The 24964-nt window shown below is 36.6% G+C and carries 22 protein-coding genes; 17 read left to right on the forward strand and 5 right to left on the reverse strand.

Going from position 1 to position 24964, the window contains the following annotated elements; all coding sequences use genetic code 11:
• The first annotated feature begins 614 nt into the window (after window positions 1-614).
• The 3 genes from BUC25_RS09045 to BUC25_RS09055 all read left to right on the forward strand — a co-directional run bounded on the left by BUC25_RS09045 (window position 615) and on the right by BUC25_RS09055 (window position 3434).
• Complete coding sequence (locus BUC25_RS09045) at window positions 615-1697, forward strand: AI-2E family transporter (RefSeq protein WP_073201549.1); 1083 nt, start codon at window positions 615-617, stop codon at window positions 1695-1697.
• Between the two features lie 207 nt (window positions 1698-1904).
• Window positions 1905-2654 carry a YebC/PmpR family DNA-binding transcriptional regulator gene (locus BUC25_RS09050; protein ID WP_073201550.1) on the forward strand — a complete coding sequence of 250 codons (750 nt, stop codon included), beginning with the start codon at window positions 1905-1907 and terminating at the stop codon, window positions 2652-2654.
• 234 nt (window positions 2655-2888) lie between these two features.
• The gene (locus BUC25_RS09055) at window positions 2889-3434 is read left to right on the forward strand and encodes a BofC C-terminal domain-containing protein (RefSeq protein WP_073201551.1); all 546 of its coding nucleotides are present in this window, start codon (window positions 2889-2891) and stop codon (window positions 3432-3434) included.
• A gap of 11 nt (window positions 3435-3445) precedes the next feature.
• Here BUC25_RS09055 and BUC25_RS09060 read toward each other — a convergent pair whose 3' ends face one another.
• Window positions 3446-4600 (reverse strand): MFS transporter, encoded by a 1155-nt coding sequence (locus tag BUC25_RS09060; protein WP_073201552.1) that lies wholly within the window; start codon window positions 4598-4600, stop codon window positions 3446-3448.
• Between the two features lie 170 nt (window positions 4601-4770).
• Here BUC25_RS09060 and ruvA point away from each other — a divergent pair, with 170 nt between their 5' ends.
• The 6 genes from ruvA to yajC all read left to right on the forward strand — a co-directional run bounded on the left by ruvA (window position 4771) and on the right by yajC (window position 9624).
• Window positions 4771-5370, forward strand: coding sequence for a Holliday junction branch migration protein RuvA (gene ruvA / locus BUC25_RS09065; RefSeq protein WP_073201553.1), 600 nt, complete (start codon window positions 4771-4773; stop codon window positions 5368-5370).
• Window positions 5371-5389: 19 nt separating this feature from the next.
• Window positions 5390-6391, forward strand: coding sequence for a Holliday junction branch migration DNA helicase RuvB (gene ruvB, locus BUC25_RS09070; protein WP_073201554.1), 1002 nt, complete (start codon window positions 5390-5392; stop codon window positions 6389-6391).
• Window positions 6388-6588, forward strand: a complete 201-nt coding sequence (locus BUC25_RS09075) for a DUF2905 domain-containing protein (RefSeq protein ID WP_073201555.1) — start codon at window positions 6388-6390, stop codon at window positions 6586-6588. The genes ruvB and BUC25_RS09075 overlap by 4 nt, the downstream gene beginning before the upstream one ends.
• Window positions 6589-7159: 571 nt before the next feature.
• Window positions 7160-8188 carry a tRNA preQ1(34) S-adenosylmethionine ribosyltransferase-isomerase QueA gene (gene queA / locus BUC25_RS09085; protein ID WP_073201557.1) on the forward strand — a complete coding sequence of 343 codons (1029 nt, stop codon included), beginning with the start codon at window positions 7160-7162 and terminating at the stop codon, window positions 8186-8188.
• A gap of 16 nt (window positions 8189-8204) precedes the next feature.
• Entirely contained in the window at window positions 8205-9344 is a 1140-nt protein-coding gene (tgt, locus tag BUC25_RS09090; RefSeq protein WP_073201558.1) for a tRNA guanosine(34) transglycosylase Tgt, read from the forward strand.
• Window positions 9345-9360: 16 nt separating this feature from the next.
• Window positions 9361-9624 (forward strand): preprotein translocase subunit YajC, encoded by a 264-nt coding sequence (yajC, locus tag BUC25_RS09095; RefSeq protein ID WP_073201559.1) that lies wholly within the window; start codon window positions 9361-9363, stop codon window positions 9622-9624.
• A 251-nt stretch (window positions 9625-9875) separates the two neighbouring features.
• Here yajC and BUC25_RS09100 read toward each other — a convergent pair whose 3' ends face one another.
• Window positions 9876-10256 carry a TIGR04086 family membrane protein gene (locus BUC25_RS09100; RefSeq protein ID WP_073201560.1) on the reverse strand — a complete coding sequence of 127 codons (381 nt, stop codon included), beginning with the start codon at window positions 10254-10256 and terminating at the stop codon, window positions 9876-9878.
• Between the two features lie 157 nt (window positions 10257-10413).
• Between BUC25_RS09100 and BUC25_RS09105 the strand changes: the two genes are divergently transcribed.
• Both BUC25_RS09105 and BUC25_RS09110 read left to right on the forward strand, forming a co-directional pair.
• On the forward strand, window positions 10414-11715 hold the full coding sequence (locus BUC25_RS09105; RefSeq protein ID WP_073201561.1) for an ArsB/NhaD family transporter: 1302 nt from the start codon (window positions 10414-10416) through the stop codon (window positions 11713-11715).
• A gap of 152 nt (window positions 11716-11867) precedes the next feature.
• Window positions 11868-12539, forward strand: a complete 672-nt coding sequence (locus BUC25_RS09110; RefSeq protein WP_084543440.1) for a DUF421 domain-containing protein — start codon at window positions 11868-11870, stop codon at window positions 12537-12539.
• A 674-nt stretch (window positions 12540-13213) separates the two neighbouring features.
• On the opposite strand, the gene spoVB is transcribed toward BUC25_RS09110, so the two are convergent.
• Window positions 13214-14758: a stage V sporulation protein B gene (spoVB, locus tag BUC25_RS09115; protein ID WP_073201562.1), complete on the reverse strand. Its 1545-nt coding sequence runs from the start codon at window positions 14756-14758 to the stop codon at window positions 13214-13216.
• Window positions 14759-14876: 118 nt separating this feature from the next.
• Here spoVB and BUC25_RS09120 point away from each other — a divergent pair, with 118 nt between their 5' ends.
• The 5 genes from BUC25_RS09120 to BUC25_RS09140 all read left to right on the forward strand — a co-directional run bounded on the left by BUC25_RS09120 (window position 14877) and on the right by BUC25_RS09140 (window position 21389).
• Window positions 14877-15164, forward strand: a complete 288-nt coding sequence (locus tag BUC25_RS09120) for a post-transcriptional regulator (RefSeq protein WP_073201563.1) — start codon at window positions 14877-14879, stop codon at window positions 15162-15164.
• Window positions 15165-15243: 79 nt separating this feature from the next.
• On the forward strand, window positions 15244-17508 hold the full coding sequence (gene secDF, locus BUC25_RS09125) for a protein translocase subunit SecDF (protein ID WP_073201564.1): 2265 nt from the start codon (window positions 15244-15246) through the stop codon (window positions 17506-17508).
• A 671-nt stretch (window positions 17509-18179) separates the two neighbouring features.
• Window positions 18180-18509 (forward strand): LapA family protein, encoded by a 330-nt coding sequence (locus tag BUC25_RS09130; protein WP_073201565.1) that lies wholly within the window; start codon window positions 18180-18182, stop codon window positions 18507-18509.
• 56 nt (window positions 18510-18565) lie between these two features.
• Entirely contained in the window at window positions 18566-20887 is a 2322-nt protein-coding gene (gene recJ, locus BUC25_RS09135; RefSeq protein WP_073201566.1) for a single-stranded-DNA-specific exonuclease RecJ, read from the forward strand.
• On the forward strand, window positions 20877-21389 hold the full coding sequence (locus tag BUC25_RS09140; RefSeq protein WP_058307281.1) for an adenine phosphoribosyltransferase: 513 nt from the start codon (window positions 20877-20879) through the stop codon (window positions 21387-21389). The genes recJ and BUC25_RS09140 overlap by 11 nt, the downstream gene beginning before the upstream one ends.
• Before the next feature lie 286 nt (window positions 21390-21675).
• On the opposite strand, the gene BUC25_RS09145 is transcribed toward BUC25_RS09140, so the two are convergent.
• Together BUC25_RS09145 and BUC25_RS09150 are read right to left on the reverse strand one after the other, a co-directional pair.
• Window positions 21676-22671: a FecCD family ABC transporter permease gene (locus BUC25_RS09145; RefSeq protein ID WP_073201567.1), complete on the reverse strand. Its 996-nt coding sequence runs from the start codon at window positions 22669-22671 to the stop codon at window positions 21676-21678.
• Window positions 22671-23696: a FecCD family ABC transporter permease gene (locus BUC25_RS09150; protein ID WP_073201568.1), complete on the reverse strand. Its 1026-nt coding sequence runs from the start codon at window positions 23694-23696 to the stop codon at window positions 22671-22673. The genes BUC25_RS09145 and BUC25_RS09150 overlap by 1 nt, the downstream gene beginning before the upstream one ends.
• A gap of 199 nt (window positions 23697-23895) precedes the next feature.
• Between BUC25_RS09150 and BUC25_RS09155 the strand changes: the two genes are divergently transcribed.
• On the forward strand, window positions 23896-24894 hold the full coding sequence (locus tag BUC25_RS09155; RefSeq protein ID WP_073201569.1) for an ABC transporter substrate-binding protein: 999 nt from the start codon (window positions 23896-23898) through the stop codon (window positions 24892-24894).
• Window positions 24895-24964 lie beyond the last annotated feature (70 nt).

Below are 24964 nucleotides of genomic sequence, written 5' to 3' on the forward strand. Positions count from 1 at the left end.
AATAGAATCGTCTTTTTTTATGAGTAAAAAAAGGATATATGAAGGGATTCTTCAATAAGAAAAATCGGGAAAACCACTTTGTCCTTGTAGTAGTAATCCAGAAATGGATAATAGGTTTAACACCCGCTACAGCTTGCCCACTTCGCTAAATAAAGCGATACAACGGGTGTAAGTAGTGATATCGTTACATTTATTTCATATTGTTTATAAACCTCGACAAGTTAGCTGTCACAAAGGATGTAGAATCACTAGATAGCGTAGGCCGTCCGCTTCCACTCCTATGGCATCAGTTTTACCTGAAGATCCACTTTTATGAGCGGTTTATGCTCGAAAAAGTTAGCTGAAGGGAAAACGCCTTGGAAAGGGAAGTGGACAGCCGAAGCGATGGACTAATAGTCACTATATTTCAAAATAGCTACATTGAAAAAGCGTTGATAAAAATTAGAACATACTATACAAAAATAACTTATCTCTTTCATACTGATTTCTGTCTTATTTTCAGCTGAAAATGAATTTACATACTAGAGATTAGATATGTAATAAGTTTTTTTATTGAAAATATAGTTTGAAAAACTTGCAATAAGTGAATGAATGAAAGTAGGGAGCTGATTGGAATGTGGTGGAAGGGTTCTTATTTTAAGTATATTACGGCGTTAATTCTTTTATTAATTACTATCTTTTTTATGAAATTGATGAATATGTTTGATCCTTTTTTGACGATATTTAAAACTTTATTTTATCCGATTTTAATCGCTGGATTCTTATTTTACATACTACGACCAGTTGTGGAGTTCATTTCTGATAAGTTACATGTACCAAACGTCGTGGCGATTGTCATTACATTTATCTCGGTGGGTGGCATCTTGTACGGTGCGGGATATTTTTTAGCATCTACGATAAGGAAGGAAGTAGAGGACTTTTCCCATTTACCGAGTAAGCTAAGAGAAATGGCTGATAAAGCGAAAATGGAAGTGGAGAAAAAGGATATGGGACTGCTTTCGCCGAATTCAATTGAACATGAAATAACCAAGTATTTTAGTAATTTAACACAGCGGATGGGCGAGCACTTCACTGAAATTTTTACGACGGTCATGGGGGCTGCTACTCTTATGATTATAGTTCCTATATTAGTTTTCTTCTTTTTGAAGGATGGAAATAAGTTTAAGCTGTTTGCCACCAAATTTTTAAAAGATGAGAAGAAACAGGAGGCAAAATCACTGTTGTCGAAAGTAGATAAAACGATTGCTGCTTATATTATCGGTCAAGTAACCGTGGCGTTTGTTGATGGGGTACTGATGTACCTAGGCTATCTCATTATCGGAATACCGTATGCACTTCTTCTCGGGATTTTTGTGATGGTGACTGCTGTCGTTCCATTTTTCGGACCTATTATTGGGGTAATTCCTGCCTTGATTGTGGCGTTAATGCAAGATCCTGTAATGGCAATTTATGTATTAATTATTTTAATCGTAGTGCAACAGCTGGAAGGGAATTTAGTGGCACCTACCGTGCTGGGATCTCGTCTGAAAGTTCATCCCCTGACGATTATATTATTACTGGTGATCGCAATGCCACTAGCTGGATTTATAGGTATGGTGATAGCAGTACCTCTATATGCAGTAGGAAAAGTACTAGCGATTAATTTAGTGAAATATATTAAATTATACAGAGATACGATTCGTCTGGAAAAGGGCTGAATGAATAGACAAGCTTAAAGATGTTGTAACAAAAGTAAATAGGTCAGTAAAGTAATCTGCGAACATAATGTTTTTGATATTCTCACTTTTCTGAAGATATAATTTAAAATCAAGAGTATGAATAGCACGTTGATTTTAAATTGTCAGTTGTTATGATAAAGTAAGGATAGAAATAATTAAAAGATAGATTCAGAGAGGTGAGAAAGCATGGCAGGGCATTCTAAATGGAAAAATATCCAGAGACGAAAAAATGCACAAGATGCAAAACGTGGTAAAATATTTATGAAACATGCAAAAGACATTTATATTGCAGCAAAACAAGGTGGCGGTGATCCGGATATGAATCCTGGCCTTCGTTTGGCTGTAGATAAAGCAAAGTCAGATAATATGCCAAACGATAATATTGATAGAGCGATTAAAAAGGCAACAGGTGACTTGGACGGAGCGAACTTTGAAGAATTAACCTATGAAGGGTATGGACCTGGCGGAACAGCTGTCATGGTAGAGGTTTTAACCGATAATAAAAATCGTACAGCATCTGAACTGCGTCATGCCTTTAGCAAAAATGGAGGCAATTTAGGTGAAAATGGCTGTGTTGCTTTTATGTTTGATCGTAAAGGGTATATCGTAATTGATCAGGATAAAACGGATGCAGATGAAGACACCATGATGTTAGAAGTAATTGAAGCTGGAGCAGAAGAAATGGAAACCACTGAAGGAGCCTATGAGATATATACAGACCCAGAGGATTATCAAGACGTAAAAGGTGCCCTTGAAGAAAGTGGCTTCACACTAGAAACAGCAGAAATCACGATGATTCCGCAAACATTATCAGCTGTAGATGAAAGTGCCGGAAACAAAATGATCAAGCTAGTCAATATGTTAGAAGACATGGAAGATGTACAGGAAGTACATCATAATATGGATGCTGAAGATGAAATTATGGCACAATTATAATATCCTATGCTTTTTAAGTAGTTAACGGAGCAAGAACAAAAGAATTTTATAACTTAGTAAAATCCAGATGATTATTCGAGTTGACATCGAAATCATTTGGATTTTCTTTCGTATAAGGAAGATACTGCTCAATAACTGATTAGGAAAAGTAGTAATTTTGATATTGACAACATGGATATATTTCCTAAAACTGGACACCCTAATTAGTAACATAACTCGAATGGAGGGGTCCTAATGGGAAAGTTGTGGTTAGTATTAAACGGCATAGTTGTGATAATCATAGGGGTTATCGGGGTTCAAGCTCTTATGAATACAGAAGAAAATAAAAAGGCGGAAGTAGAAGAAGTACCTGTAGTTGCTCAAAATCCATTAACGATTGAACTTACTTTAGAAACGCATTATATAGATGGGAAAGTTGAACGGGAACATTTGGAAGAAACCATAGCATCAATGGAGGATTTTTGGTCTGAGTATGAAGACTGGCAAGTGATGGAGCAAAAAGAAGGTTTTATGCGTTTTCGAAAAGAAGTGGATGATATTTCCCCTTATTTGAAAGCAAATGGCTACTTTGGCATCAAGGATGGAAAGTTGACCATTTTTGAAGGCGTTCCACTGCAAGAAGCAGCAGTTCAATCCTTTTACCAAATTGACACAGAAGAGTTAGAATCACATCTTTTTGAAAAGCTTAAAGAAGGTATTAAAATTGACAGTAAACACGATTATACGAAAGTGTTAGAAACGTTTCGATCTTATCAAAATGCGGAAGCAGTAAATAGTTGAACGATGAGAAGTCATCGTTCAACTTTTGTTCTTTTATAGATAATAAATATACCTATCATGGCAATAAAAGTCATAGCGGCCATTATTTGATACATCGTTTGAGAGCCGAAATTGTCAAAAATAGTACCACCTGTTGTACCGCCAACTGCACCACCTAAACCAAAGCAAGTGGACATTAACAATGCTTGTCCCGTACTTCTTAATCGATTAGGTACAAAGCTGACTGCTGTTTGTAATGCCACTAACCAGAATAATCCAAAGGTAAGCCCTTGAGATATTTGTAAAAGGACAATCCATTCAGCAGATTCAATGAATCCGTACAGTAGCCACCGCAACGTAAATAACAAAGCTACAATACTTAATAAAAACAAATGATGAAATTGCATTATTTTTTGCGTTAAGAAATAAAAGACAGGGACTTCACTAAATGCTGCAAGTCCCCAAGCCGCACCAATCAAGAAAGTTGTTGCTCCTAAATTTTCTAAATGTAGTACAAGCATTGTATCGTTCATTCGGTGAGGAATCATAACTAAAAAGCAGAGAAATAGAAATAGCATGAAGTTTTTATTGCTCAATACTTCTTTTACTCCTGTTAAGGAGACCGGATCTGCTGAATGGTTATTATCTTTTAAAAATAGAGTCAATGATATTAATAATAGAATTAGCACCCAAAAGACAATATAAATGTTCTCGATGCCGATTAACGCTAGAACAGGACCTGAAGCAACTGCAGTCAACGCAAAACCAATAGATCCCCATAAGCGGATTTTGCCATACTCTCCGCGATTTTTAGTACCTAAGCTTTTGATTGCCATACTGTCAAGTAAAGGTCCAGCAGGTGACATCACAAAATGAAATAATAGAAAAGAGATAAAAACAACAATATAAGATGTGCTAAAAAAGATACTAAAGCTTACAGCGATCACAGCAAAATATAAAAATAGTAATAACCCTTTAATTGTTTTATATTTATCACTAATGAATCCAAAAAAAGGTTGCGCAATAATACTTACCATTGGCGCTATCCCTAATATCGTTCCAATCTCAATAGGTGAAAATCCTCTAAAACTTAAAAATAAAGGTAAAAATGGTAGTATAAGTCCTTTGTTACTCATATTAAGAAAAGTTAACGCTTTCAAAAATCTCAGCTGTCTTGTCCTTGTCATAAAAGCCCATCCTTTTTCTTTTTTCATTGTAATACTGTATCATAAAAGAAGAGATGATTTCATTCTTTTTGTCTCACACTACCTTGATTAACGATAAAGAATAAGCTATCATGAATACGAACGTATGATTGTAGGCGACAATAGAATTGGTTCAAAGAGGAGAACATGATATGATTGCATACATACAAGGAGAAGTATCAGAAATTACTGATCAAGCTGTTATATTAGATGTCAATGGGCTAGGTTACGAGGTGATATGTCCTAATCCATTTCGTTTTCAAGCAGACGTAGGTCAAAAACAAAAAATATATACCTATCATTACGTAAGAGAAGATGCACAAATATTATACGGATTTCAAAACCAGGATGAAAAATCACTTTTTTCCAAAATATTAAACGTTTCTGGAATTGGACCAAAAGGTGCACTGGCAGTACTAGCCACCACATCTGTACAAGATTTTGTTGTAGCGATTGAACAAGAAGATGAAAAGTTTTTAACCAGTTTTCCAGGGGTAGGAAAGAAAACAGCACGTCAAATGATATTAGATCTAAAAGGGAAATTACCTTTTGACTATCCTGAAGATAATTTATTCATAGAGAATAAGAGTACAGCGAAAGATAACCAAGCATTATTAGAAGCTGTCGAGGCTTTAAGAGCACTAGGATATTCTGACAGAGAAATCAATCAGATTAAACCAGCTTTAGCTAAAGAACAAAGTGATACAGCAGATACATACATCAGAAAAGGATTATCTTTATTAATGAAGTAAGAGAGAAAGGAGCTTCAAGATGGAAGAGCGGATCATATCACAAGAGACACTTGAAGAAGACATATCTGAAGAGCTCAGTCTCCGTCCACAATTATTAAAACAGTATATTGGGCAACATAAAGCTAAAGAAAACTTGTCAATCTTTATTGAAGCAGCCAAAATGCGTAATGAAGCATTGGATCACGTCCTATTATATGGTCCACCAGGACTTGGGAAGACAACAATGGCACAAATTATCGCCAATGAAATGGGGGTTCAGTTTAAACAAACGTCAGGACCTGCTATTGAACGATCGGGTGATTTAGCAGCTATTTTATCTTCATTGGAAGTCGGTGATGTGCTTTTCATCGACGAGATTCATCGTTTACCTAGAGCTGTGGAAGAGATTCTCTACCCAGCAATGGAGGATTTTTGCCTTGATATTGTAATCGGACAAGGGCCTAGTGCTCGCTCTGTTCAATTAGATCTTCCACCGTTTACATTAGTTGGTGCGACTACAAGAGCAGGATTATTGTCTGCTCCATTACGAGATCGTTTTGGTGTATTAAGTCGATTAGAGTTTTATGAAGTTGTAGATTTGTGTGCGATTGTTGAGAGAACGGCAGATATTTTTCAAGTGGAAATTGATAAAACAGCAGCCCTGGAGGTCGCTAGAAGATCACGGGGTACACCTCGAATTGCCAATCGTTTGTTGAAAAGAGTGCGAGATATTTCTCAAGTAAAAGGTGAATCGTCTATTTCGATTGAAACAACGCAAAAAGCATTACAAATGCTTCAAGTCGATCAAGAAGGATTAGACCATATCGACCATAAGTTATTGTTAGCCATGATGGATGGTTTTAAGGGTGGGCCTGTTGGATTAGACACAATAGCTGCTTCAATCGGAGAAGAATCACAGACAATTGAAGATGTCTACGAGCCGTATTTATTACAACAAGGCTTTATCCAACGTACACCAAGAGGAAGGTTAGTTACACCGAAAGCATATGCTCATTTTGACCGGGAGGTGCCACAGACTTGACGGAATTTGGCAAAATCTTTATCGTTATAGGAGTTGTCTTTATTATCGTTGGTCTTTTATGGGGTTTTATTGGGAAATTACCAGGGGACATCAGTTTCAAAAAAGGAAACGTCTCCTTCCACTTTCCAATCATGACCTCGATCATAGTGAGCATTATCTTAACACTAATATTCGCCCTAATCGGCCGTTTTAAATAAGCCCCGTATTCGTATTGAATTTCATTGTAAAACTAAACTGCGAAGTAAGAGACATAATTTTGAAATGATTTATCTATTAGTCAGCCGCTCGGGCTGCCCACTTCCCTTTCCGTGGGGTTTTCCCTTCAGCTAACTTTTTCAAGCATAGACCGCTTGAAAAAGTGGATCTTCAGGTAAAACGGTCCCACAGGAGTGAAAGTGGGCGGCCTACGCTATAAATAGTTACTACAACGGTTTTAACAGTTATAAACTTGGACTTTCTAGAAATGACGAGATAGTAGTTCAATATTCTTAACTCTTGCATCCACTGTAGAATTTTATCTAGCGCAGGCGTCCACTTCGACTCCTGGGGGATTAGCATGATCTGAAGATCCACTTTGAAAAGTGTTTTTCTTTTCAAAGTTAGCTGAAGAGCATGCCCCCTGGAAAGCGAAGTGGGCAAGCCGTAGCGGCTATTACGCAAATACTTTCATTCAAAATTACAACTCTTTTTATTACGCAGTTCGTGTCTACTATGATGTATTATTATTATTGTTTACGAAGACGGTGGTAGAGTAGAAGGAGTAGAAAGATGGAGATTGAAGATTTTGATTTTGACCTGCCAGAAGAACTAATTGCACAAACACCATTACAAGAAAGAGCAAGTTCTCGTTTAATGGTGCTAAACCGAGAAAACCGCAAGATTTCACACCACCATTTTTACGATATATTAGACTTTCTAAACGAAGGCGATTGTCTAGTATTAAACGATACAAAAGTATTACCTGCACGTCTCTATGGTATCAAAGAAGAAACCGGAGCAAAAGTAGAAGTCCTGTTATTAACCCAAATGGAAAATGATGATTGGGAAGTCTTAGTAAAACCAGCAAAAAAAATAAAAGCAGGAAGTAAAATCACCTTTGGTGACGGGCAACTTATCGCGACTTGTCTCGAAATCAAAGAACACGGTGGAAGAATACTTCGTTTTGAATACCAAGGTATTTTTTATGAAGTACTGGATCAATTAGGCGAGATGCCCTTACCGCCGTATATCAAAGAACAATTAGAAGAAAAGGATCGTTATCAGACCGTCTATGCAAAAGAACAAGGATCGGCAGCAGCTCCGACAGCTGGTTTACATTTTACCGAAACGTTATTGAGAAAAATTAAACAAAAAGGCATAGACATTGCTTTTATCACCTTACATGTTGGCTTAGGAACTTTTCGCCCTGTTAGTGTTGATAATATCAAAGAACACGAAATGCATGCCGAATTTTACCAAATGACACAAGAAACCGCGGATCAACTAAATGAAGTGAAAAAGAGTGGTAATCGAATCATTTCCGTTGGCACCACTTCAACGCGCACATTAGAAACGATAGCTCGAGATACTGGAGGCGTTTTTGAAGAGAGAAATGGATGGACTGATATTTTTATTTATCCACCGTATCAGTTTAAGGCGATAGATGGATTGATAACCAATTTCCATTTGCCTAAGTCTACGTTAATCATGCTGGTTAGTGCTTTAGCGGATCGTGATTTTATATTAGAAGCTTATCATAAAGCAGTAGATGAACGTTATCGATTTTTCAGTTTCGGTGACGCTATGCTGATTATTTAAGGAAGGGACATGAATCATGACAGCAATTAGATACGAACACATTAAAACGTGTAAACAAACAGGAGCGCGTTTGGGGAAAGTCCATACTCCTCATGGTACTTTCGATACACCAGCCTTTATGCCAGTTGGAACGTTGGCAACAGTAAAAACGATGAGCCCAGAGGAATTAAAAGAGATGGGTGCGAATATGATTCTATCAAACACCTATCATTTATGGTTGCGTCCTGGTGAAGATATTGTCAAAGAAGCTGGCGGACTGCACAAGTTTATGAATTGGGATGGTGCCATTCTTACAGACTCTGGAGGTTTCCAAGTATTTAGTTTAAGTGATTTGCGTAAGATTGAAGAAGAAGGTGTTCATTTTCGTAATCATTTAAGTGGTGAGAAGCTCTTTTTATCACCAGAAAAAGCGATGAATATTCAGAATGCATTGGGGTCTGATATTATGATGGCCTTTGATGAATGTCCGCCATACCCAGCGGAACATGATTATATGAAAAAATCCGTTGAACGTACAAGTCGTTGGGCAGAGCGGTGTTTGGAAGCACACGATCGCAAGGATGTACAAGGTTTATTCGGTATTGTTCAAGGTGGAGAATATGAGGATTTACGTCGATTAAGTGCACAGGATTTAACATCGATGGATTTCCCAGGCTATGCAATTGGAGGACTTTCGGTAGGTGAACCAAAAGATGTGATGAATCGTGTGCTGGAGTTTACGACACCATGGTTACCAACAGACAAACCACGTTATTTAATGGGGGTGGGTTCACCCGATTCATTGATTGATGGTGCTATTCGTGGTATTGATATGTTTGACTGTGTCTTGCCTACTCGCATCGCCAGAAATGGTACATGTATGACTTCTGAAGGTCGTTTAGTTGTGAGAAATGCTAAATTCGCACGTGATTTCTCACCATTAGATCCAAATTGTGATTGTCATGTATGTCAAAACTACACTCGTGCCTATATCCGACACCTAGTTAAAGCAAATGAAACATTCGGCTTCAGACTTACTACTTATCATAATCTATATTTTCTGTTAAAATTAATGGAGCAAGTTCGTGAAGCGATTATGCAAGACCGACTTGGTGATTTTAAAGAGGCATTCTTTGAACAATATGGTTTTAACAAACCGAATGCGAAGAATTTTTAGAAAGGGGGGGATTTTGATGGAAGCTTTAGCTACCTTTGCACCACTAGTATTAATGGTTGTGATTTTTTATTTTCTATTAATCAGACCACAACAGAAAAAACAAAAGCAAGTCCGTCAAATGCAGTCAGAGCTGAAAAAAGGGGACAAAATTGTTACGATTGGTGGTCTCCATGCTACTGTACATGCAATTGATGAAGATGCAATTGTATTAAGTGCTGGTGATGGTTCAAAACTTACATATGACCGTTCAGCGGTACGTGAAGTTACGGAACAAAGCTAATAATGAAAAAATAAAAATACCATGGCATTCAAATATGCTGTGGTATTTTTATGTGAAATTATAGAATGTGTGCTTTAAAGAATAACACTCTATCTCGACGGGATAAGTCTTTCGCTTTACGGGATATCAAAACTTATCCAGTGAAGCGACTACTATATCCCGTAAAGACATACGGTTATCCCGTTAATAGCTTTCCTTATCCGGTGAGGAGATGTAAATTGTTACAATAAATAATTTGTTCGTGACTGTCACTAATCAACACTTTCTTCCCCCGAAGATAAGTTAACCCCTATGATGGCTCCAATAATGGCAAGTAATAGATAGGCAATGTGGTTAACTAATTCGACTACTGAAAATCCTAGATGAAGGCCAAGAAATCGATAACAAAAAACGATAAACGTAAACAGTAAACTAGTGATGCTTCCAACTAAAATTCCTTTATGCTTCGCTTTTAAACCTGCAATCAAACCACCTGTAAATAATGCAATAAAACTAATAAATAACGTTGCCATTTTCAAAGTAGACTCGCCTAACGATGTAAAGCGCAATAATAATGTGAGAACAACACTAGCCAAAAGCATTACAACAACAACACCAACCCAGCCATATAACACACTCACTAATGTCTTCAACTTAATTCACCTCCAGAATAAGATAAAACTCCTCTTTCATTATGTATGCATGTCCGAAAAAAATAGAAGGGTAGGTTTTCGAATAGTTCTTAAAATTTCGAATATAGTTGATAATATAGCTTGTCAATCTATGTATTAGTCAGAAAGGAGACAATCCATGTCTGTAATTATCGCCATAGCTGTTTTTATAATAAGTTATATTTTCATAATGTCAGAAAAAATAAATCGAGCATTAGTTGCCCTTGCCGGTGGTGTTTTGCTGTTATTAACTGGTGTTTATGGTTGGGAGGATGCCATAACTTCATATATAGATTGGAATACAGTAGCGCTTTTATTTGCGATGATGGTTCTTGTTGCCATAACGAAAAAAACAGGGATTTTTAGTTTTATTGCAATTAGCTTAGCTAAGTTAGTGAGGGGGAAGCCAATTCCATTACTAATTGGTATCGGTTTTTTAACTGCATTAGGTTCAGCTCTACTGGATAATGTTACTACTGTTTTATTATTTGTCCCTGTGATTCTTACCTTAACAAATTTATTGAAATTACCATCTTTACCCTATCTTATTACTATTATTATGATGGCGAATATAGGTGGCACTGCAACATTAATTGGAGATCCACCGAACATTATGATAGGTCAAGCTGTCTCACACTTAACTTTCCTATCTTTTTTACAACACACTGCACCAATTGCTATTATTTTGTTTGTTTTAGTTACGTTTATTTTGTCTATTGTTTTTAAGAAGCAATTGAACAAAATAGATGAGAGTAATATAAAAGAATTAATGAAAATGAATGAATTTAGTTATATTATAAAATCCCCTTTATTATATCAATCAATTTCTATATTATTGTTAACCATTATCGGGTTTCTGCTACATCCGGTTTTTCATATTGATTTAACGATTATAGCTTTATCTGGAGCCATTTTATTATTGATTATTAGTGAGAAAGAAGTCGAAGCTGAAAAAGTATTCGAGCAAGTAGAATGGGTAACCTTGTTCTTTTTTATTGGATTATTTATGCTGGTAGGTGGATTGGAAGAAGTTGGTGTGATCGATGAATTAGCCCGATCGATCATGTGGATAACTGAAGGGGATATGACGTATACAGCACTGTTATTGCTTTGGGTTTCAGGTATTTTTTCTGGAATCATAGATAACATTCCATTTGTGGCAGCAATGATTCCTGTTATCAAAGAATTTGAATCTTACGGCATGGCCAATCTCGATCCTTTATGGTGGTCATTAGCTCTAGGAGCATGTTTAGGTGGTAATGGTACGTTAATTGGAGCTTCAGCAAATGTAGTAGTGGCGGGATTAGCAGATGCTCAAAATAAATCTATCGCTTTTTTAAAATTTATGCTCTATGGCGTTCCAATTGTGCTTTTATCATTAGTTATCGCAACCATCTATATTTATTTTCGTTATTTATTACCATTTCAACAACCGTTATAAGCATATAAGTTCTTTCTATGGGAAAACTAGCTATTACGGTGTAATCGTCCGTAATAGCTGCAATTCGAATTTTGAGTTCAATGACATACGGACGCTAACATCCCGATGAATGTAGTGTTACTCTATATCGTTTATTGAAGGATGTGGCTATGTTGGCAATAGATGAAATGTTTATGTTGATTTTTCGAACATTTTTTTATTATGTGATCGTTGTAATCATTTTTAGATTAATGGGGAAACGAGAAGTAGGAGAATTAAGTCTATTAGATATCGTTGTTTATATAATGATTGCTGAAATTGCCGTGTTGACGATAGAGGACTTAGATATTTTTTTTGGTTATGGCTTAATTCCTATGATCCTTTTACTAATTATTCAACGATTAACAGCGTGGATTTCTTTGAAAAGTCCTCTTTTCCGTACTTGGTTTGAAGGTAAACCCTCTATTATCATTGCTCAAGGAAAGATTGATGAATATGAAATGAAAAAAAATCGTTTCAATTTTGACGACCTTCTCCAGCAACTTCGGGAAAATGGTACAGAAAGTATTAATGATGTTTCCTATGCTATTTTGGAACCCTCAGGAAAGTTATCGATTATAGAAAAAGTAAATCAAAATAAAATACAAGGTAAAATGAATGGACTGGTTCTACCATTGATCGTGGACGGAAAAATACAAGAAAAAGCTTTAGCGGAAATAAGTGAAAGTGAAAAATGGTTACGTTCAGAATTAAAAAATCGTGGCTATGACAATATTAATAAAATTTCATTCTGTTCCATCGATGTCAATGATGAATGGTATGTCGATAAGAAAAATGAGATGTGATTAAACATATAAGAGTTATCTAAATTTAAATCCGAACGACTAATCATTCGGATTTTTTAATTGCATAAAAGAAGGATTATGCGACACTATTGTAGTGGTAATTATGAGATATTATATGTGCTTTACAATCGCTCCGGCTTGTCCGCTTCCCTTTCCGCGGTTTTTTTTCCTCAGCTAACTTTTTAAGCAAAGTGCGCTTAAAAAGTGGATCTTCGGATAAAAACTTCCCGCAGGAGAAGAAGCGGACGCCTGCGCTTTTCTAAGCTCTACAACTAAAGCAGAGGATGCATTTTTGCTTTAAATCACTATCTTTTGTGGTAATTATTTGTAGAAATAACCCCTAATATTAGCATTTGCAACAATTGTAGAATCTCATTGAGCGTAGGCGGCCACTCCAACTCCTATGGGACTCGTTTTTCCTGAAGATACACTTTTTCATGCGTTTTTTGCATGGAAAAGTTAGCTGAAGGAAAAACCCCATGGCATAGAAAACACTACGAAAGCTCTGCTTGAGTAGATGTTGCACTTGTGCCCGTGGTAAAAGGGGAGTGGCCAAGCCGAAGCGGTTACTACGCACATATATCATTTCAAAATTACTACATATCTAATTGCACACTTTCCTTCTTTTGCTCATTATTAAATCGAAGCGTGATTTGTTATGTGAATAGTGTTTTTCAGCTACGATTTTTTCGTAGTTGCTGAAGTTCATCTTTGCTAATGAATTGTAGACTGAAAAGAAAGATGATATATCCTACAAATAATAGTACAAGTAATAGAAAGAAGCTAACAATATCAGAAACTTGAAAAGAAAAAATCTCAATTAATAAAATGCCAAGCCAAAATGTTAATGCAATTAATAGAACCATTTTGAGTATCATTTTCAAAGGAATATAAAAGTGAATCGTTCGGTATAAGGTTATTAAATGAAAAACAGTTCCAATCATTACACCAACACACATTGCAATCGCAGCACCGTATATACCAACCTGTGGATTCGTCGCTAAACTAATTAAAATCGTAAATTTAATCATCGTTGCACCAATATTATTCCACATCGCCTGCTTCGCTAAATCTAGAGCCTGTAAGGTTGCGTTTAATGGAAATTGAATATACATGAATAAAAAGCACGGTGCCATAATTTTCAGGAAAAGACTTGCACTACTAGTTCCGTACATATACTGTAGGATACTGTCTGCAAAAAGCGTAAGCAATACTGTTGCAATCGCTCCAGAAGCGAAAGAAAGACGAATTGCCTGATGAATACGATAATGAATTAACTTTTTATGCTGATTTGCTTCTGCCTCACTGATATTTGGAACAAGAGCAACGGCGAGAGAGTGTGTGATAAATGTCGGTAAAAATAATAACGGCAGCGCATAACCTGTTAATGCCCCATATTGTTTGGTAGCGACTGAAGCTTGGAATCCTGCTAAAGCAAGACTTTGAGCAACTAAAATCGGTTCTAAAAAGTTGGATATCGAGTTAACAAGACGACTAGCTGTACTTGGAATAGCAATCGAGAAAAGTTGATGCAAAGTTTCTTTGCCACTAATCAAATAATTCCAAACATTTTTCCTCAATTTAATGCGTTTTTTGATTTGAAACATTCGTAACATAAATAATAGCGAAACTGCTTCACCGATAATAACAGCAACCATAGCGCCAGCTGCAGCAACTTCAATTCCATATGGAGCCAACCAACTCACAAGTATCATTATAAAGCCAATTCTTACTATTTGTTCAATTACCTGAGCATAACTTTGTGGTTTCATATTTTGTCTTCCCTGGAAGTATCCACGAATGACGGACCCAACTGCACTAATTGGTATGATTGGAATGATTGCCATCATTGGATAAAGTACACGGGAATCTGTTAATAAATAATTTGCAATATAAGGAATGATTAAAAACATTAAAACAGAAGACAGCAGACTAAGGCTGACAGTGATGGATAATGAAATGATTAAAATTTGTTTAATTTTTTTAGTATCCTTTTTTGCATCTGCTTCAGCCACTCGTTTTGCAATCGCGATCGGAAGTCCGATTTGAGAAATAGTATACATTAGAAAAAGGGTTGGCAATGCCATATTGTAAAGTCCGATACCTTCCTCACCCATTAATCTTGCCACAACAATTCTATTAATAAATCCTAAGAATCGAGTAATCATTCCTGCGATAATTAAAATAATGGTCCCTCTCAAAAAATTTTGTTTGGTCACTTTATTCGACCTACCTTCTCAAATGGAAAATTTTCATATACAATGAAGTATATGCATGATATGAGGACAAGCATGACACATTCAGATAGATTTTTAATAGAATATGGAGGAAACTACGATGACAACTAAAAAAGCGGTATCACTTTGGAAGAAAGAACTGCAAAGTGTTTTGGATAGTAAGGTAAGTGAATTTCAACTTTTAGAATATTCGAAAGCAACAAAAGATGATATTTGGAATTGTTTAGTGAACAAAGTATGGAAAGGAGATCCTGAAAAAGCATTACACGAGGTCGTTCAGGATATTTTTCATTTGCCGTCTAATGTATATATGATGTATTTAACACAACAATCATGGCAGGATAACAATTTACAGGAATCTTTAGATGCTTTGTTAGGAAACAATTAAAAGTGTCTAGCTTACTTGTCTAATGATCGATTAGTATAGTATTATAAGTGTGTTGTGAAATTCTAGGGAGGCTTTACATATGGTGAAAAGAGGAAGGCTCGTTGCTTTTTTTCTAATTGTACTGGTATTAGGAGCAACGATAGGGACGACCTATTCTGATGTAGCAAGTAAAATTAAACTTGGATTAGACTTACAAGGTGGTTTTGAGGTCTTATATGATGTCAAACCATTAGATGACGGTCAAGAAGTGACAACAAGTGTTCTAGAGGCGACCGTTGAGAATTTAGAACGACGTGTTAATGCTATTGGTATAAGTGAGCCAAATTTTAATATTGAAGAACCTGATCGGATTCGCGTTCAACTTGCGGGTGTCGAAGATCAAGACGAAGCACGTGAGATGTTAGCAACTACCGCTGAATTAACGTTCCGTGATGTCAATGGTAAGAAGTATTTAGATGGTTCAGATATTAAAGAAGGAAGTGCAAGGCAGGATTTTGATCCTGATACCAATCAACCCATCGTCACTTTACAATTTAAAGATGCAGATCGTTTTGGTGACACAACGAAAGAAATATATGAGGATCCTAACTTGGCGAATCAAGTTGTCATCTGGATGGATTACGAAGAAGGCGATACATACGAAGAGGAAATTCAAAAAGGGGAAGATTCAAAAATAATATCTGCACCTAGTATAGATGGTGTGATAAGAAGCACTGATATCATGATAGAAGGTGGCAACTTTACCATTGATTCCGCTCAACAACTTGCAGATCTTTTAAACGCAGGCTCTTTGCCCGTTGAATTAGAAGAAGAATATTCTACTTCAGTAGGTGCGCAGTTTGGTCAACAAGCACTAGATAAAACAGTGTTCGCGGGTATTTTAGGCGTATTATTAATTTTTATTTATATGATATTTTATTATCGATTCCCTGGTGTTATTGCTTCCATCACATTAAGTATTTATGTTTATTTAGTGTTATTAGTATTCCAATTAATGAATGGTGTACTAACATTGCCGGGTATTGCTGCGCTTGTACTAGGTGTTGGTATGGCGGTTGATGCCAACATTATTACCTATGAACGGATTAAAGAGGAATTGAAAGAAGGTAAATCTATTAAAGCAGCCTTCAAAGCAGGTAATAAGCATTCATTATCCACGATATTTGATGCTAATATTACGACAATGATTGCAGCTGCTGTATTATTTATATTTGGTACAAGTTCTGTCAAAGGTTTTGCGACATTGTTATTGGTTAGTATTGTATTAAGCTTTGTAACAGCAGTATTTGGTTCAAGGTTATTCCTGAGTTTTTGGGTCAACAGTAACTTTTTAAATAAGCGACCAGGCTGGTTTGGTGTGAAGAAAAACCAAATTTTAGATAAAAATAGTAAAGAAGAAGTGCAACCAACATTCTTTGGACGACAATTTGATTTTGTCAAACATCGCAAGAAATTTTTCCGTATTTCCATGGCTTTGGTAGTCTTGGGGATTGCTTGTCTAGCAATTTTCAGGTTGAATTTAGGCATAGATTTCACTGCAGGATCGCGTGTCGAAATATTGGCTGATCAATCCTTAACTTCTGAGGAAATAGAAGAAGGATTAAAAACGTTAGATTTAGAAGCAAGTGCACCAATCGTCTTATCAGGTGACGATCAAAACATTGCAGTGGCCCGTTTTTCAACGGAGTTATCACAAGAAAAAGTGTCCGAAGTTCGTAACTTTTTTGAAGAAAAATATGGAAGTGCACCAACCGTTAATACAGTGTCTTCTGTAGTTGGTAAAGAATTAGCTAAAAATGCGGTGTTAGCTGTTTTATACGCTTCGATCGGTATCATTATCTATGTCACCATCCGATTCGAATTCTATTCGGCTTTAACTGCAATTTTAGCCCTATTACATGATGCATTCTTCATTATTGCGTTGTTCAGTATTACAAGGCTCGAATTTGATATTACGATTATAGCGGCAATTTTAACAATTGTCGGTTATTCGATTAATGATACGATTGTAACGTTTGATCGAATTAGAGAAAATTTAAAGAAGAAGAAGCGAGTCAAATCGTTTGCCGAATTAGCTAAAATTATTAATCTTAGTTTAATGCAGACGTTAGCAAGAAGTATTAATACGGTCTTAACAGTAGTTTTTGCTGCCGTGATGTTACTTGTATTTGGTGCTTCAGCGATTACTAACTTCTCGTTTGCCTTAGTAGTTGGCTTAATAGCAGGTACTTACTCATCCTTATTTATTGCAGCACAGCTCTGGTTAGTATGGAGAGGAAAGTCAATCAAGGAAAAACCAATCGTTTATACAGAGAAAAAATACAACGACGGCCCCCAAGTATAATCCAAAAAGCAGAGCATGTCCAAAATGCTCTGCTTTTTAATTTGCCGTATAATAACTAAACTGCGAAGTAAGAGTCGTGATATTTTTGATCGAAAATATGTGCGTAACACTCGCTCCGACTTGCCCACTTCGCTTTCCGGGGGGCATGCTCTTCAGCTAACTTCGAAAAGAAAACCACTTTTCAAAGTGGATCTTCAGATCATGCTAATCCCCCAGGAGTCGAAGTGGACGCCTGTGCTAGATCTAGTTCTACAATGGATGCAAGAGTTGATAATAATGACTTCTATTTCGTTATTTAAGAGAAACACCTTATAGAAATCTTAAAATGATAACTGTCGCAAACGTTGTGGTATATATTCATAGCGTAGGCCGCCCACTTTCACTCCTGTGGGAATTTTTTCTCAGAAGATCCACTTTTTCAAGCGATCTTTGCTTGAAAAAGTTAGCTGAAGGGAAAAACCCACGGAAAGGGAAGTGGGCAGCCGAAGCGGATGTCTAGTAAATAAATCGTTTCAAAATTACTACTTCAGCAAATAAATATGCAAAAATTTACTTCGCAGTTTGTGTCAACTAATAATTATGAATCGAAAGTCTTATGATTAAATCGACATTGTTTACTTCATCCTATATAATGGGTATAGGAAATGTGAGATCATCGAAGGAGGTTGCATATGAAAGGACAAACGTACATCTTACTAGCGGTAGTTTTCGCTGTAGTAATTGCCATTTTTGCTGTTATAAATGTAGATGCGGTCGAAGTAGATTATCTCTTCGGAACTGGAGAAGCACCTTTAATTCTTATTATATTATTTTCAGTATTAATGGGTGCCATAATAACTGCATCTGTTGGCGTGATTCGTGTTATACGCTTGCAAAAAGAATTACGAGCAGCAAAAGCAGAAATTAATAACCTGAATTCACCTGAAAATCCTGTGCTGGACGTTGAATCTGAGCCAACTGAAACAAATGATTTAGAAGAAAACGACGATAAAGTAAAATAATTCTGTTTGCTACCCTTGATACACTTTTGTATAATAAGTGAGTCAGGGGTGAATTTATGTTAGAAAGTCAATCAAACTGGATTTTTACATATAACGAATCAAATAACGAAAATTTGGAAGAGTTGGCAGATGTAAACGTTTCTCCTGTTGTGAAACAATTATTACTTCAAAGGGGAATCAATACTACTGAAAAAGCCAATCATTTTCTGAATCCACAATTAGATCAATTACATGATACAACAGGATTTTCAGATATCGATAAAGCTGTTAATCGCGTGAAAAAAGCAATTGATGAAGGCGAAAGTATTCTTGTCTATGGAGATTATGATGCAGATGGGGTCACCTCTACCACAGTGATGGTGGAAGCATTGCGAGAAAGTGGAGCAATGTGTGATTATTATATTCCAAATCGATTTAAAGAAGGATATGGACCGAATGAGGACGCTTTTCGTGAAGCGCATCAACAAGGTTTTCAACTCATTATAACTGTAGATAATGGAATCGCAGGTGTAAACGAAGTGACAGTTGCTAATGAACTAGGAATAGATGTTATTATTACCGATCACCATGAAGTGCAGGAGAAACTACCTGAGGCGTTTGCGATTATTCACCCAAAATTTTCTGAGCAGTATCCATTTAAAGAATTAGCCGGTGTCGGAGTAGCGTTTAAATTTGCTGAACATTTATTAGGTTACTTTCCGAAACAATTCCTTGATTTGGTCGTAATTGGTACCATAGCTGACTTAGTGCCATTAAAAGAGGAGAATCGTATATTAGTTCATTATGGATTACAAGCTTTAAGTCGATCCGAAAGAAAAGGATTAAAGGCACTAAAGAAACTTTGTCAAATCGAAGGAAATGTAACTGAAGAGGATATTGGATTTCGCATTGGTCCTCGTTTAAATGCGGTTGGACGATTGCAAGATGCTAATATGGCAGTGGATCTTTTATTAACGGATGACCCACAAGAAGCAGAAGACTTTGCAAACTATGTCCAGCAGCTCAATACGGAAAGACAAAATATTGTATCATCTATTACAAAAGATGCTATTGAGCTGTTTGAACAAAGCAAAAATGACCATAATGTAATAATTGTAGCGAAAGAAGGTTGGAATCAGGGTGTATTAGGTATTGTTGCTTCTAAATTAGTACAAACTTATTATCGACCTGCAATTGTTCTAACAATCGATCCTGAAACAAAACAAGCCAAAGGATCCGCTCGAAGCATTGATGGATTCGATATGTTTAAAAATTGTATGGAACACAAAAACTTATTTACTCACTTTGGTGGCCATGCACAAGCAGCAGGAATGACCTTACCTGAAGAAAACATTCTTGATCTACAACAGGAATTAGATACATGTGCTGAAAAACAGCTAACAGAGGAAGATTATCGTCCACAACTCCAAATTAGTAGCAAACTAAATATTGTGGATATTGATATGAAACTATTAGAAATGCTTGATCAATTAGCTCCATTTGGTATGGGGAATCCAAAACCACTTTTTCATGTAGAAGCCACTCCAACCGACATTCGGCAAATAGGTGCCACAAAAAATCATTTAAAAATGAAATTCGTCGATTCTGGTGTTCAGATAGATAGTATTGGTTTTGGACTCGGTGATAAACTCCCACTAATAGCGAAGCAAACACCAATTGAGGTAATTGGTGAGTTGCAAGTAAATGAATGGAATGGGATACGTAAACCACAAATGATGCTAAAAGATATTGCTGTCAACAGTTGGCAACTTTTTGATTTCAGAGGCTCTAGAAGTTGGAAGCAAAAGGTTGATATCAGTCAACCTAATCAGATTTTTTTAAGTTTTCAAGGAATCGATAATCAAGATTTTCCTATTGTCGATATCGATTCGATATTAAACAGTGAAAAAACGATTGATAATTTATATTTAATAGATCTGCCTAATTCCCTGGAAGAAATACGAAAAATTTTTAAAAATGTTAATTTTAAACGATTGTTTGTTTGTTTTTCAACAGATGAAAATAACTATTTTCGATCATTGCCAACTAGAGATGAATTTAAGTGGTTATACCAACAACTATTAAATCGAAAATATTTTGACTATAAAGTAGATGCTCCAAAACTTGCAAAATTCAAAGGATGGAAACTAGAAAAGATTAAATTTATGTTTCAGGTTTTTCACGAGCTTCATTTTGTTACAAGAGAAGAGGGGCTCATTGTTCCAACGAATCAACCATCTAAAAAAGATCTAACAGAAGCGCAAGTATATCAAGAAAGAAAGCAATGGATCGAACTGGAAGAAGTATTAATTTATTCATCTTATACACAATTAAAAACATGGTTATCTGAACAAACAGACGTTGAGGAGCCTGAGGAGGAAATGGTTTATGGATTATAAAAAATATATTACGGTAGTAGAAGATTGGCCAAAGAAAGGTGTTAAGTTTAAAGACATTACAACGTTAATGGATAATGGTCCTGCCTATAAAGCAGCAGTAGATGAAATTGTAACGTATGCAAAAACAAGAGAAATAGACCTTGTTGTTGGTCCAGAGGCAAGAGGATTTATTGTAGGGTGTCCTGTATCTTATGCCCTGGAAATTGGTTTTGCGCCGGTTCGTAAAGAAGGTAAATTGCCTCGTGAAGTAATTAAAGTGGATTATGGGTTAGAATATGGAGAAAACGTTCTAACAATTCATAAAGATGCTATAAAACCAGGTCAACGCGTACTAATTACCGATGACTTATTAGCAACAGGTGGAACGATTGAAGCTACCATAAAATTAGTCGAAGAATTAGGTGGCATTGTCGTAGGATGTGCGTTCTTAATCGAATTAACATATTTAAATGGACGTGACAAACTAGAAGGTTACGATGTATTGACATTAATGGATTACTAATCCCGGCATAAAAAGATGACTTCAAAATAGAAGTCATCTTTTTTCTTGAGGCAAGAAAGTATAAAAATTCGAAGGTGTCTAGCTCCGAGCGCCAGAAACTAGGGGACTTCACGCATCGTCTTACGATAAAGAATATTTGCCGATTGGTGAAATCAGAGGCTTAGTCGCCCTTACGCCTTCAGTTGAAAGTCATCATCGGTTCGTAATCTCACCGTGATTCCTTTATCTCAGTTGATGCGCTCCAGTCGCTACGTTTCTAAGCAGGCGCTCTGCGCTTTTCTCAATACTATGATTTCATTAGCAGGTAAATGAAATAGATTCCTCCTATTAAAGAGACGATTAAACCAACAGGTATTTCAGAAGGAGACAGTATATTTCGGCCTATTGTATCTGCAGCTAGTAACAACAATGCTCCTAATAAAGCAGAAGTAATGAGCATCTGTTTATGACCTGCTCCAACTAATTTACGAGCTAAGTGAGGGACTACAAGACCAAGAAAGGCAATCGCTCCTCCGACAGCTACACTTGCACCTGCAAGTGCAACTGCAATAAAAAGCAGGAGCATCCTTTCCTTTTCTACATGCGTACCAAGACCTTGAGCCGTTTCATCCCCTAAATGCAACGTATCCAACGTTCTTGCTTTAAAAAATGTAATCGGGAGTAGAAATATAATCCAAGGCAATAATGCTAAGGTGTAGCTCCAATCCGTTCCAGCGATATTACCTGATAACCAGATCGTAGCTTGCGTAAAATTATCAGGATCCATTTTCAATTGATAGACAATAATTAAAGCTGAGAAAGCTGCGTTTATACCAATACCAACTAAGATTAATCGGATCGGAGAGACACCATTTTTCCAGGAGATCAAATAGATTAAAATAGCAGCCACTATTGCTCCTGCAAGCGCAGCTAAAGGTAGTACAAGAACTTGTGACGTCGGATTTCCTTGTGTTAAGTAAATAAATAACACGACTGCAAAACCTGCTCCGCTATTTATTCCTAAAATACCAGGATCAGCCAATTCATTGTGTGTCACACCTTGTAATATGGCACCGGAAATTGCCATGCCGGATCCGATTAAGAGTGCAATCACCATACGCGGAAGTCTGAAATCAAATAAGACAAGTTGATTCTGATCACTTCCTTGGCCGATCATGGTTTTCCATACATCACCCGGTGCGATGCGCATGGTGCCGATATTAAGAGAAATTAATAGTGTTATAATAATTGCGAGTATTAGTCCTACTATCAAAAATCCTGTTCTGCTTTTTCGAGAAGTCATTATATTCCTCTCCCTTCACGCCGAGCAAGGTAGAGGAAGATTGGAACCCCTACTAATGCAGTCATCGTACCTACTGGTGTCTCAAATGGCGGGTTTATCATTCGAGATGCGGTATCGGCTAGTACTAGCAGTAGTGCTCCTAAGATAGCTGCTGCAGGAATAATCCATTGATAATTTACACCAACAAGAAAACGTGTAATGTGTGGAATCACTAGACCGATAAAACCAATGGTTCCTGCGACTGCAACTGCTGCTCCAGTTAAAAAGAGTACTACTATTGTTGCAGTTACCTTAAGTACAAAGGTTTGTTGCCCCAATCCTTTTGAAACATCATCTCCTAAGTTTAGTACTGTAATAGATTTTGATAATAATAGGGCGACAACGAGACCGATTAAAACAATCGGTGCCAGCAACTGTACATGAGTCCATTGGACACTGGCCACTCCACCTGCATACCAAAAGCTCATATCTTTCGCAATATTAAAATGAATCGCTATACCAGACGATAGAGCACTTAACATAGATGTTACAGCAGTACCAGCTAATGCTAATTTAACAGGGGTAAGACCACTTTTAGAAATCGAGCCTACTCCAAAAACAATACCAGCTCCTAACCCTGCTCCTGCAAACGCCCATATCATCATAGAAAATGATGAAACTTGCGGTGTAATGGCCATAGCAACTGCGATCATAAAACTTGCACCTGCTGTCACTCCCATAATGGAGGGCGATGCCAACGCATTTCGAGTCATTCCCTGCATAATTGCTCCCGATACAGCGAGAGCAGCTCCAATTAATGCGGCGGCCAATCCGCGAGGTATACGTAAATTACGAATAATCTGATGTGCAGTTTCATTTGGATTATATTGTATAAGACTTTTCCATATTGTAGGTAAATCAACTTTTGCTGCACCATATAATGTAGATAGCCCAAGTGATAGTAACAATATAATAAACCCGCCTATAATTACGAAGGAAGCAATCAAAGGTCTAGACTTTTGTTTGTTTTTTTTATATAAAGACATTTTCAAGATACTCCTTAAACATTGAGAACAATTTTCACCGATTCTAGTATAATCGAAATATTAGGATTATGGTAGTAGAGCGGTTTTAAATTTGAAAAATATTTCTTGTAATTGAAAATGAAAATTGTTATCATTTATAAGATAAGATTACATCATGATAATTATAAGTGTATTACATATCAAAAGGGGGACATTTAAAATGAAATCATACAAAAAAAGTTGGTTAATAGTATTAGTCACAATGTTCTTGCTGTTTTTAGTAGCTTGTGGCGATGGAGGAGAAACAGATTCTACAGAAGCTACTGGAGAAGATAACGAAGATACAGCGACTCCAGCTACTGACAGTGAAACTGAAGAACAAGGCACACGAACAGTAACAGATGCGATGGGCAATGAAGTAGAAGTTCCAGCAAAACCAGAAAGAGTGATTGGGTCATATCTCGAAGACTATTTGATTGCATTAGGAATTGAACCCGTTGCCCAATGGTCGGTTCGTGATGGAGAAGATGTTCAGGATTATTTACAAGATGATTTAGAAGGTGTTCCAACGATTCCAAGTGAATTACCTTATGAAGCTGTAACTTCTTTTGATCCAGACTTAATATTAATGGATTCTGCTAGTATGGTTGAAGACAATAAGTATAATCAATATAACAAGATTGCACCGACATTTGTTGTAGGTACAGAAGAAAATAACGATTGGCGAGAAAAATTTCAGATTATTGCTGAAGTATTCGGGATGGAAGAAAAAGCAGAAGAAGTATTAGCGGAGTATGATACAAAAGCAGAAGAGGCTAAAGAGCAAATTCAAGCATCTATTGGTGATGAATCTGTTGCTGCATTATGGTTATTTGCCGATACTTTTTATATAGTTAGCGAGAACTTGTCGAGTGGTGATTTATTATATAATGAATTAGGATTGACAACTCCAAGTGTAGTATCGGAGATCTCTGAGACCACAACAGCAAATTGGTCGGAAATTTCTTTAGAGAAATTGGCGGAATTAGAAGCGGACCATATTTTTTTAGTAAATAGTGAAGATGGTTCAAGTGTATTAGAGGATCCAATCTGGCAAAATATTCCCGCTGTACAAAAAGATAACATTTATGAGTATGACCGAAGCGCAAGCTGGTTATATGGAGGACCAATAGCCAACAGCCAAATGATAGACGACGCTCTAGAAAGTCTAGTTGAATAATAAACAAAACGTTGAGCAATCACTGCTCAACGTTTTTTATGTAAAGGATTTATGTCACCTCAGTTACTGC

The organism is Gracilibacillus kekensis, assembly GCF_900143085.1.
Taxonomy (GTDB): domain Bacteria; phylum Bacillota; class Bacilli; order Bacillales; family Amphibacillaceae; genus Gracilibacillus; species Gracilibacillus kekensis.

What these genes read in the sequence shown, in the direction of transcription:
- BUC25_RS09120 (WP_073201563.1), top strand. Translation starts at nt 14,877, where the DNA reads ATGACAACTAAAAAAGCGGTATCACTTTGGAAGAAAGAACTGCAAAGT.
- tgt (WP_073201558.1), top strand. Translation starts at nt 8,205, where the DNA reads ATGACAGCAATTAGATACGAACACATTAAAACGTGTAAACAAACAGGA.
- BUC25_RS09140 (WP_058307281.1), top strand. Translation starts at nt 20,877, where the DNA reads ATGGATTATAAAAAATATATTACGGTAGTAGAAGATTGGCCAAAGAAA.
- ruvB (WP_073201554.1), top strand. Translation starts at nt 5,390, where the DNA reads ATGGAAGAGCGGATCATATCACAAGAGACACTTGAAGAAGACATATCT.
- BUC25_RS09050 (WP_073201550.1), top strand. Translation starts at nt 1,905, where the DNA reads ATGGCAGGGCATTCTAAATGGAAAAATATCCAGAGACGAAAAAATGCA.
- BUC25_RS09055 (WP_073201551.1), top strand. Translation starts at nt 2,889, where the DNA reads ATGGGAAAGTTGTGGTTAGTATTAAACGGCATAGTTGTGATAATCATA.
- secDF (WP_073201564.1), top strand. Translation starts at nt 15,244, where the DNA reads ATGGTGAAAAGAGGAAGGCTCGTTGCTTTTTTTCTAATTGTACTGGTA.
- BUC25_RS09060 (WP_073201552.1), bottom strand. Translation starts at nt 4,600, where the DNA reads ATGACAAGGACAAGACAGCTGAGATTTTTGAAAGCGTTAACTTTTCTT.
- BUC25_RS09145 (WP_073201567.1), bottom strand. Translation starts at nt 22,671, where the DNA reads ATGACTTCTCGAAAAAGCAGAACAGGATTTTTGATAGTAGGACTAATA.
- BUC25_RS09105 (WP_073201561.1), top strand. Translation starts at nt 10,414, where the DNA reads ATGTCTGTAATTATCGCCATAGCTGTTTTTATAATAAGTTATATTTTC.
- queA (WP_073201557.1), top strand. Translation starts at nt 7,160, where the DNA reads ATGGAGATTGAAGATTTTGATTTTGACCTGCCAGAAGAACTAATTGCA.
- ruvA (WP_073201553.1), top strand. Translation starts at nt 4,771, where the DNA reads ATGATTGCATACATACAAGGAGAAGTATCAGAAATTACTGATCAAGCT.
- yajC (WP_073201559.1), top strand. Translation starts at nt 9,361, where the DNA reads ATGGAAGCTTTAGCTACCTTTGCACCACTAGTATTAATGGTTGTGATT.
- recJ (WP_073201566.1), top strand. Translation starts at nt 18,566, where the DNA reads ATGTTAGAAAGTCAATCAAACTGGATTTTTACATATAACGAATCAAAT.
- BUC25_RS09150 (WP_073201568.1), bottom strand. Translation starts at nt 23,696, where the DNA reads ATGTCTTTATATAAAAAAAACAAACAAAAGTCTAGACCTTTGATTGCT.
- BUC25_RS09130 (WP_073201565.1), top strand. Translation starts at nt 18,180, where the DNA reads ATGAAAGGACAAACGTACATCTTACTAGCGGTAGTTTTCGCTGTAGTA.
- BUC25_RS09155 (WP_073201569.1), top strand. Translation starts at nt 23,896, where the DNA reads ATGAAATCATACAAAAAAAGTTGGTTAATAGTATTAGTCACAATGTTC.
- BUC25_RS09045 (WP_073201549.1), top strand. Translation starts at nt 615, where the DNA reads ATGTGGTGGAAGGGTTCTTATTTTAAGTATATTACGGCGTTAATTCTT.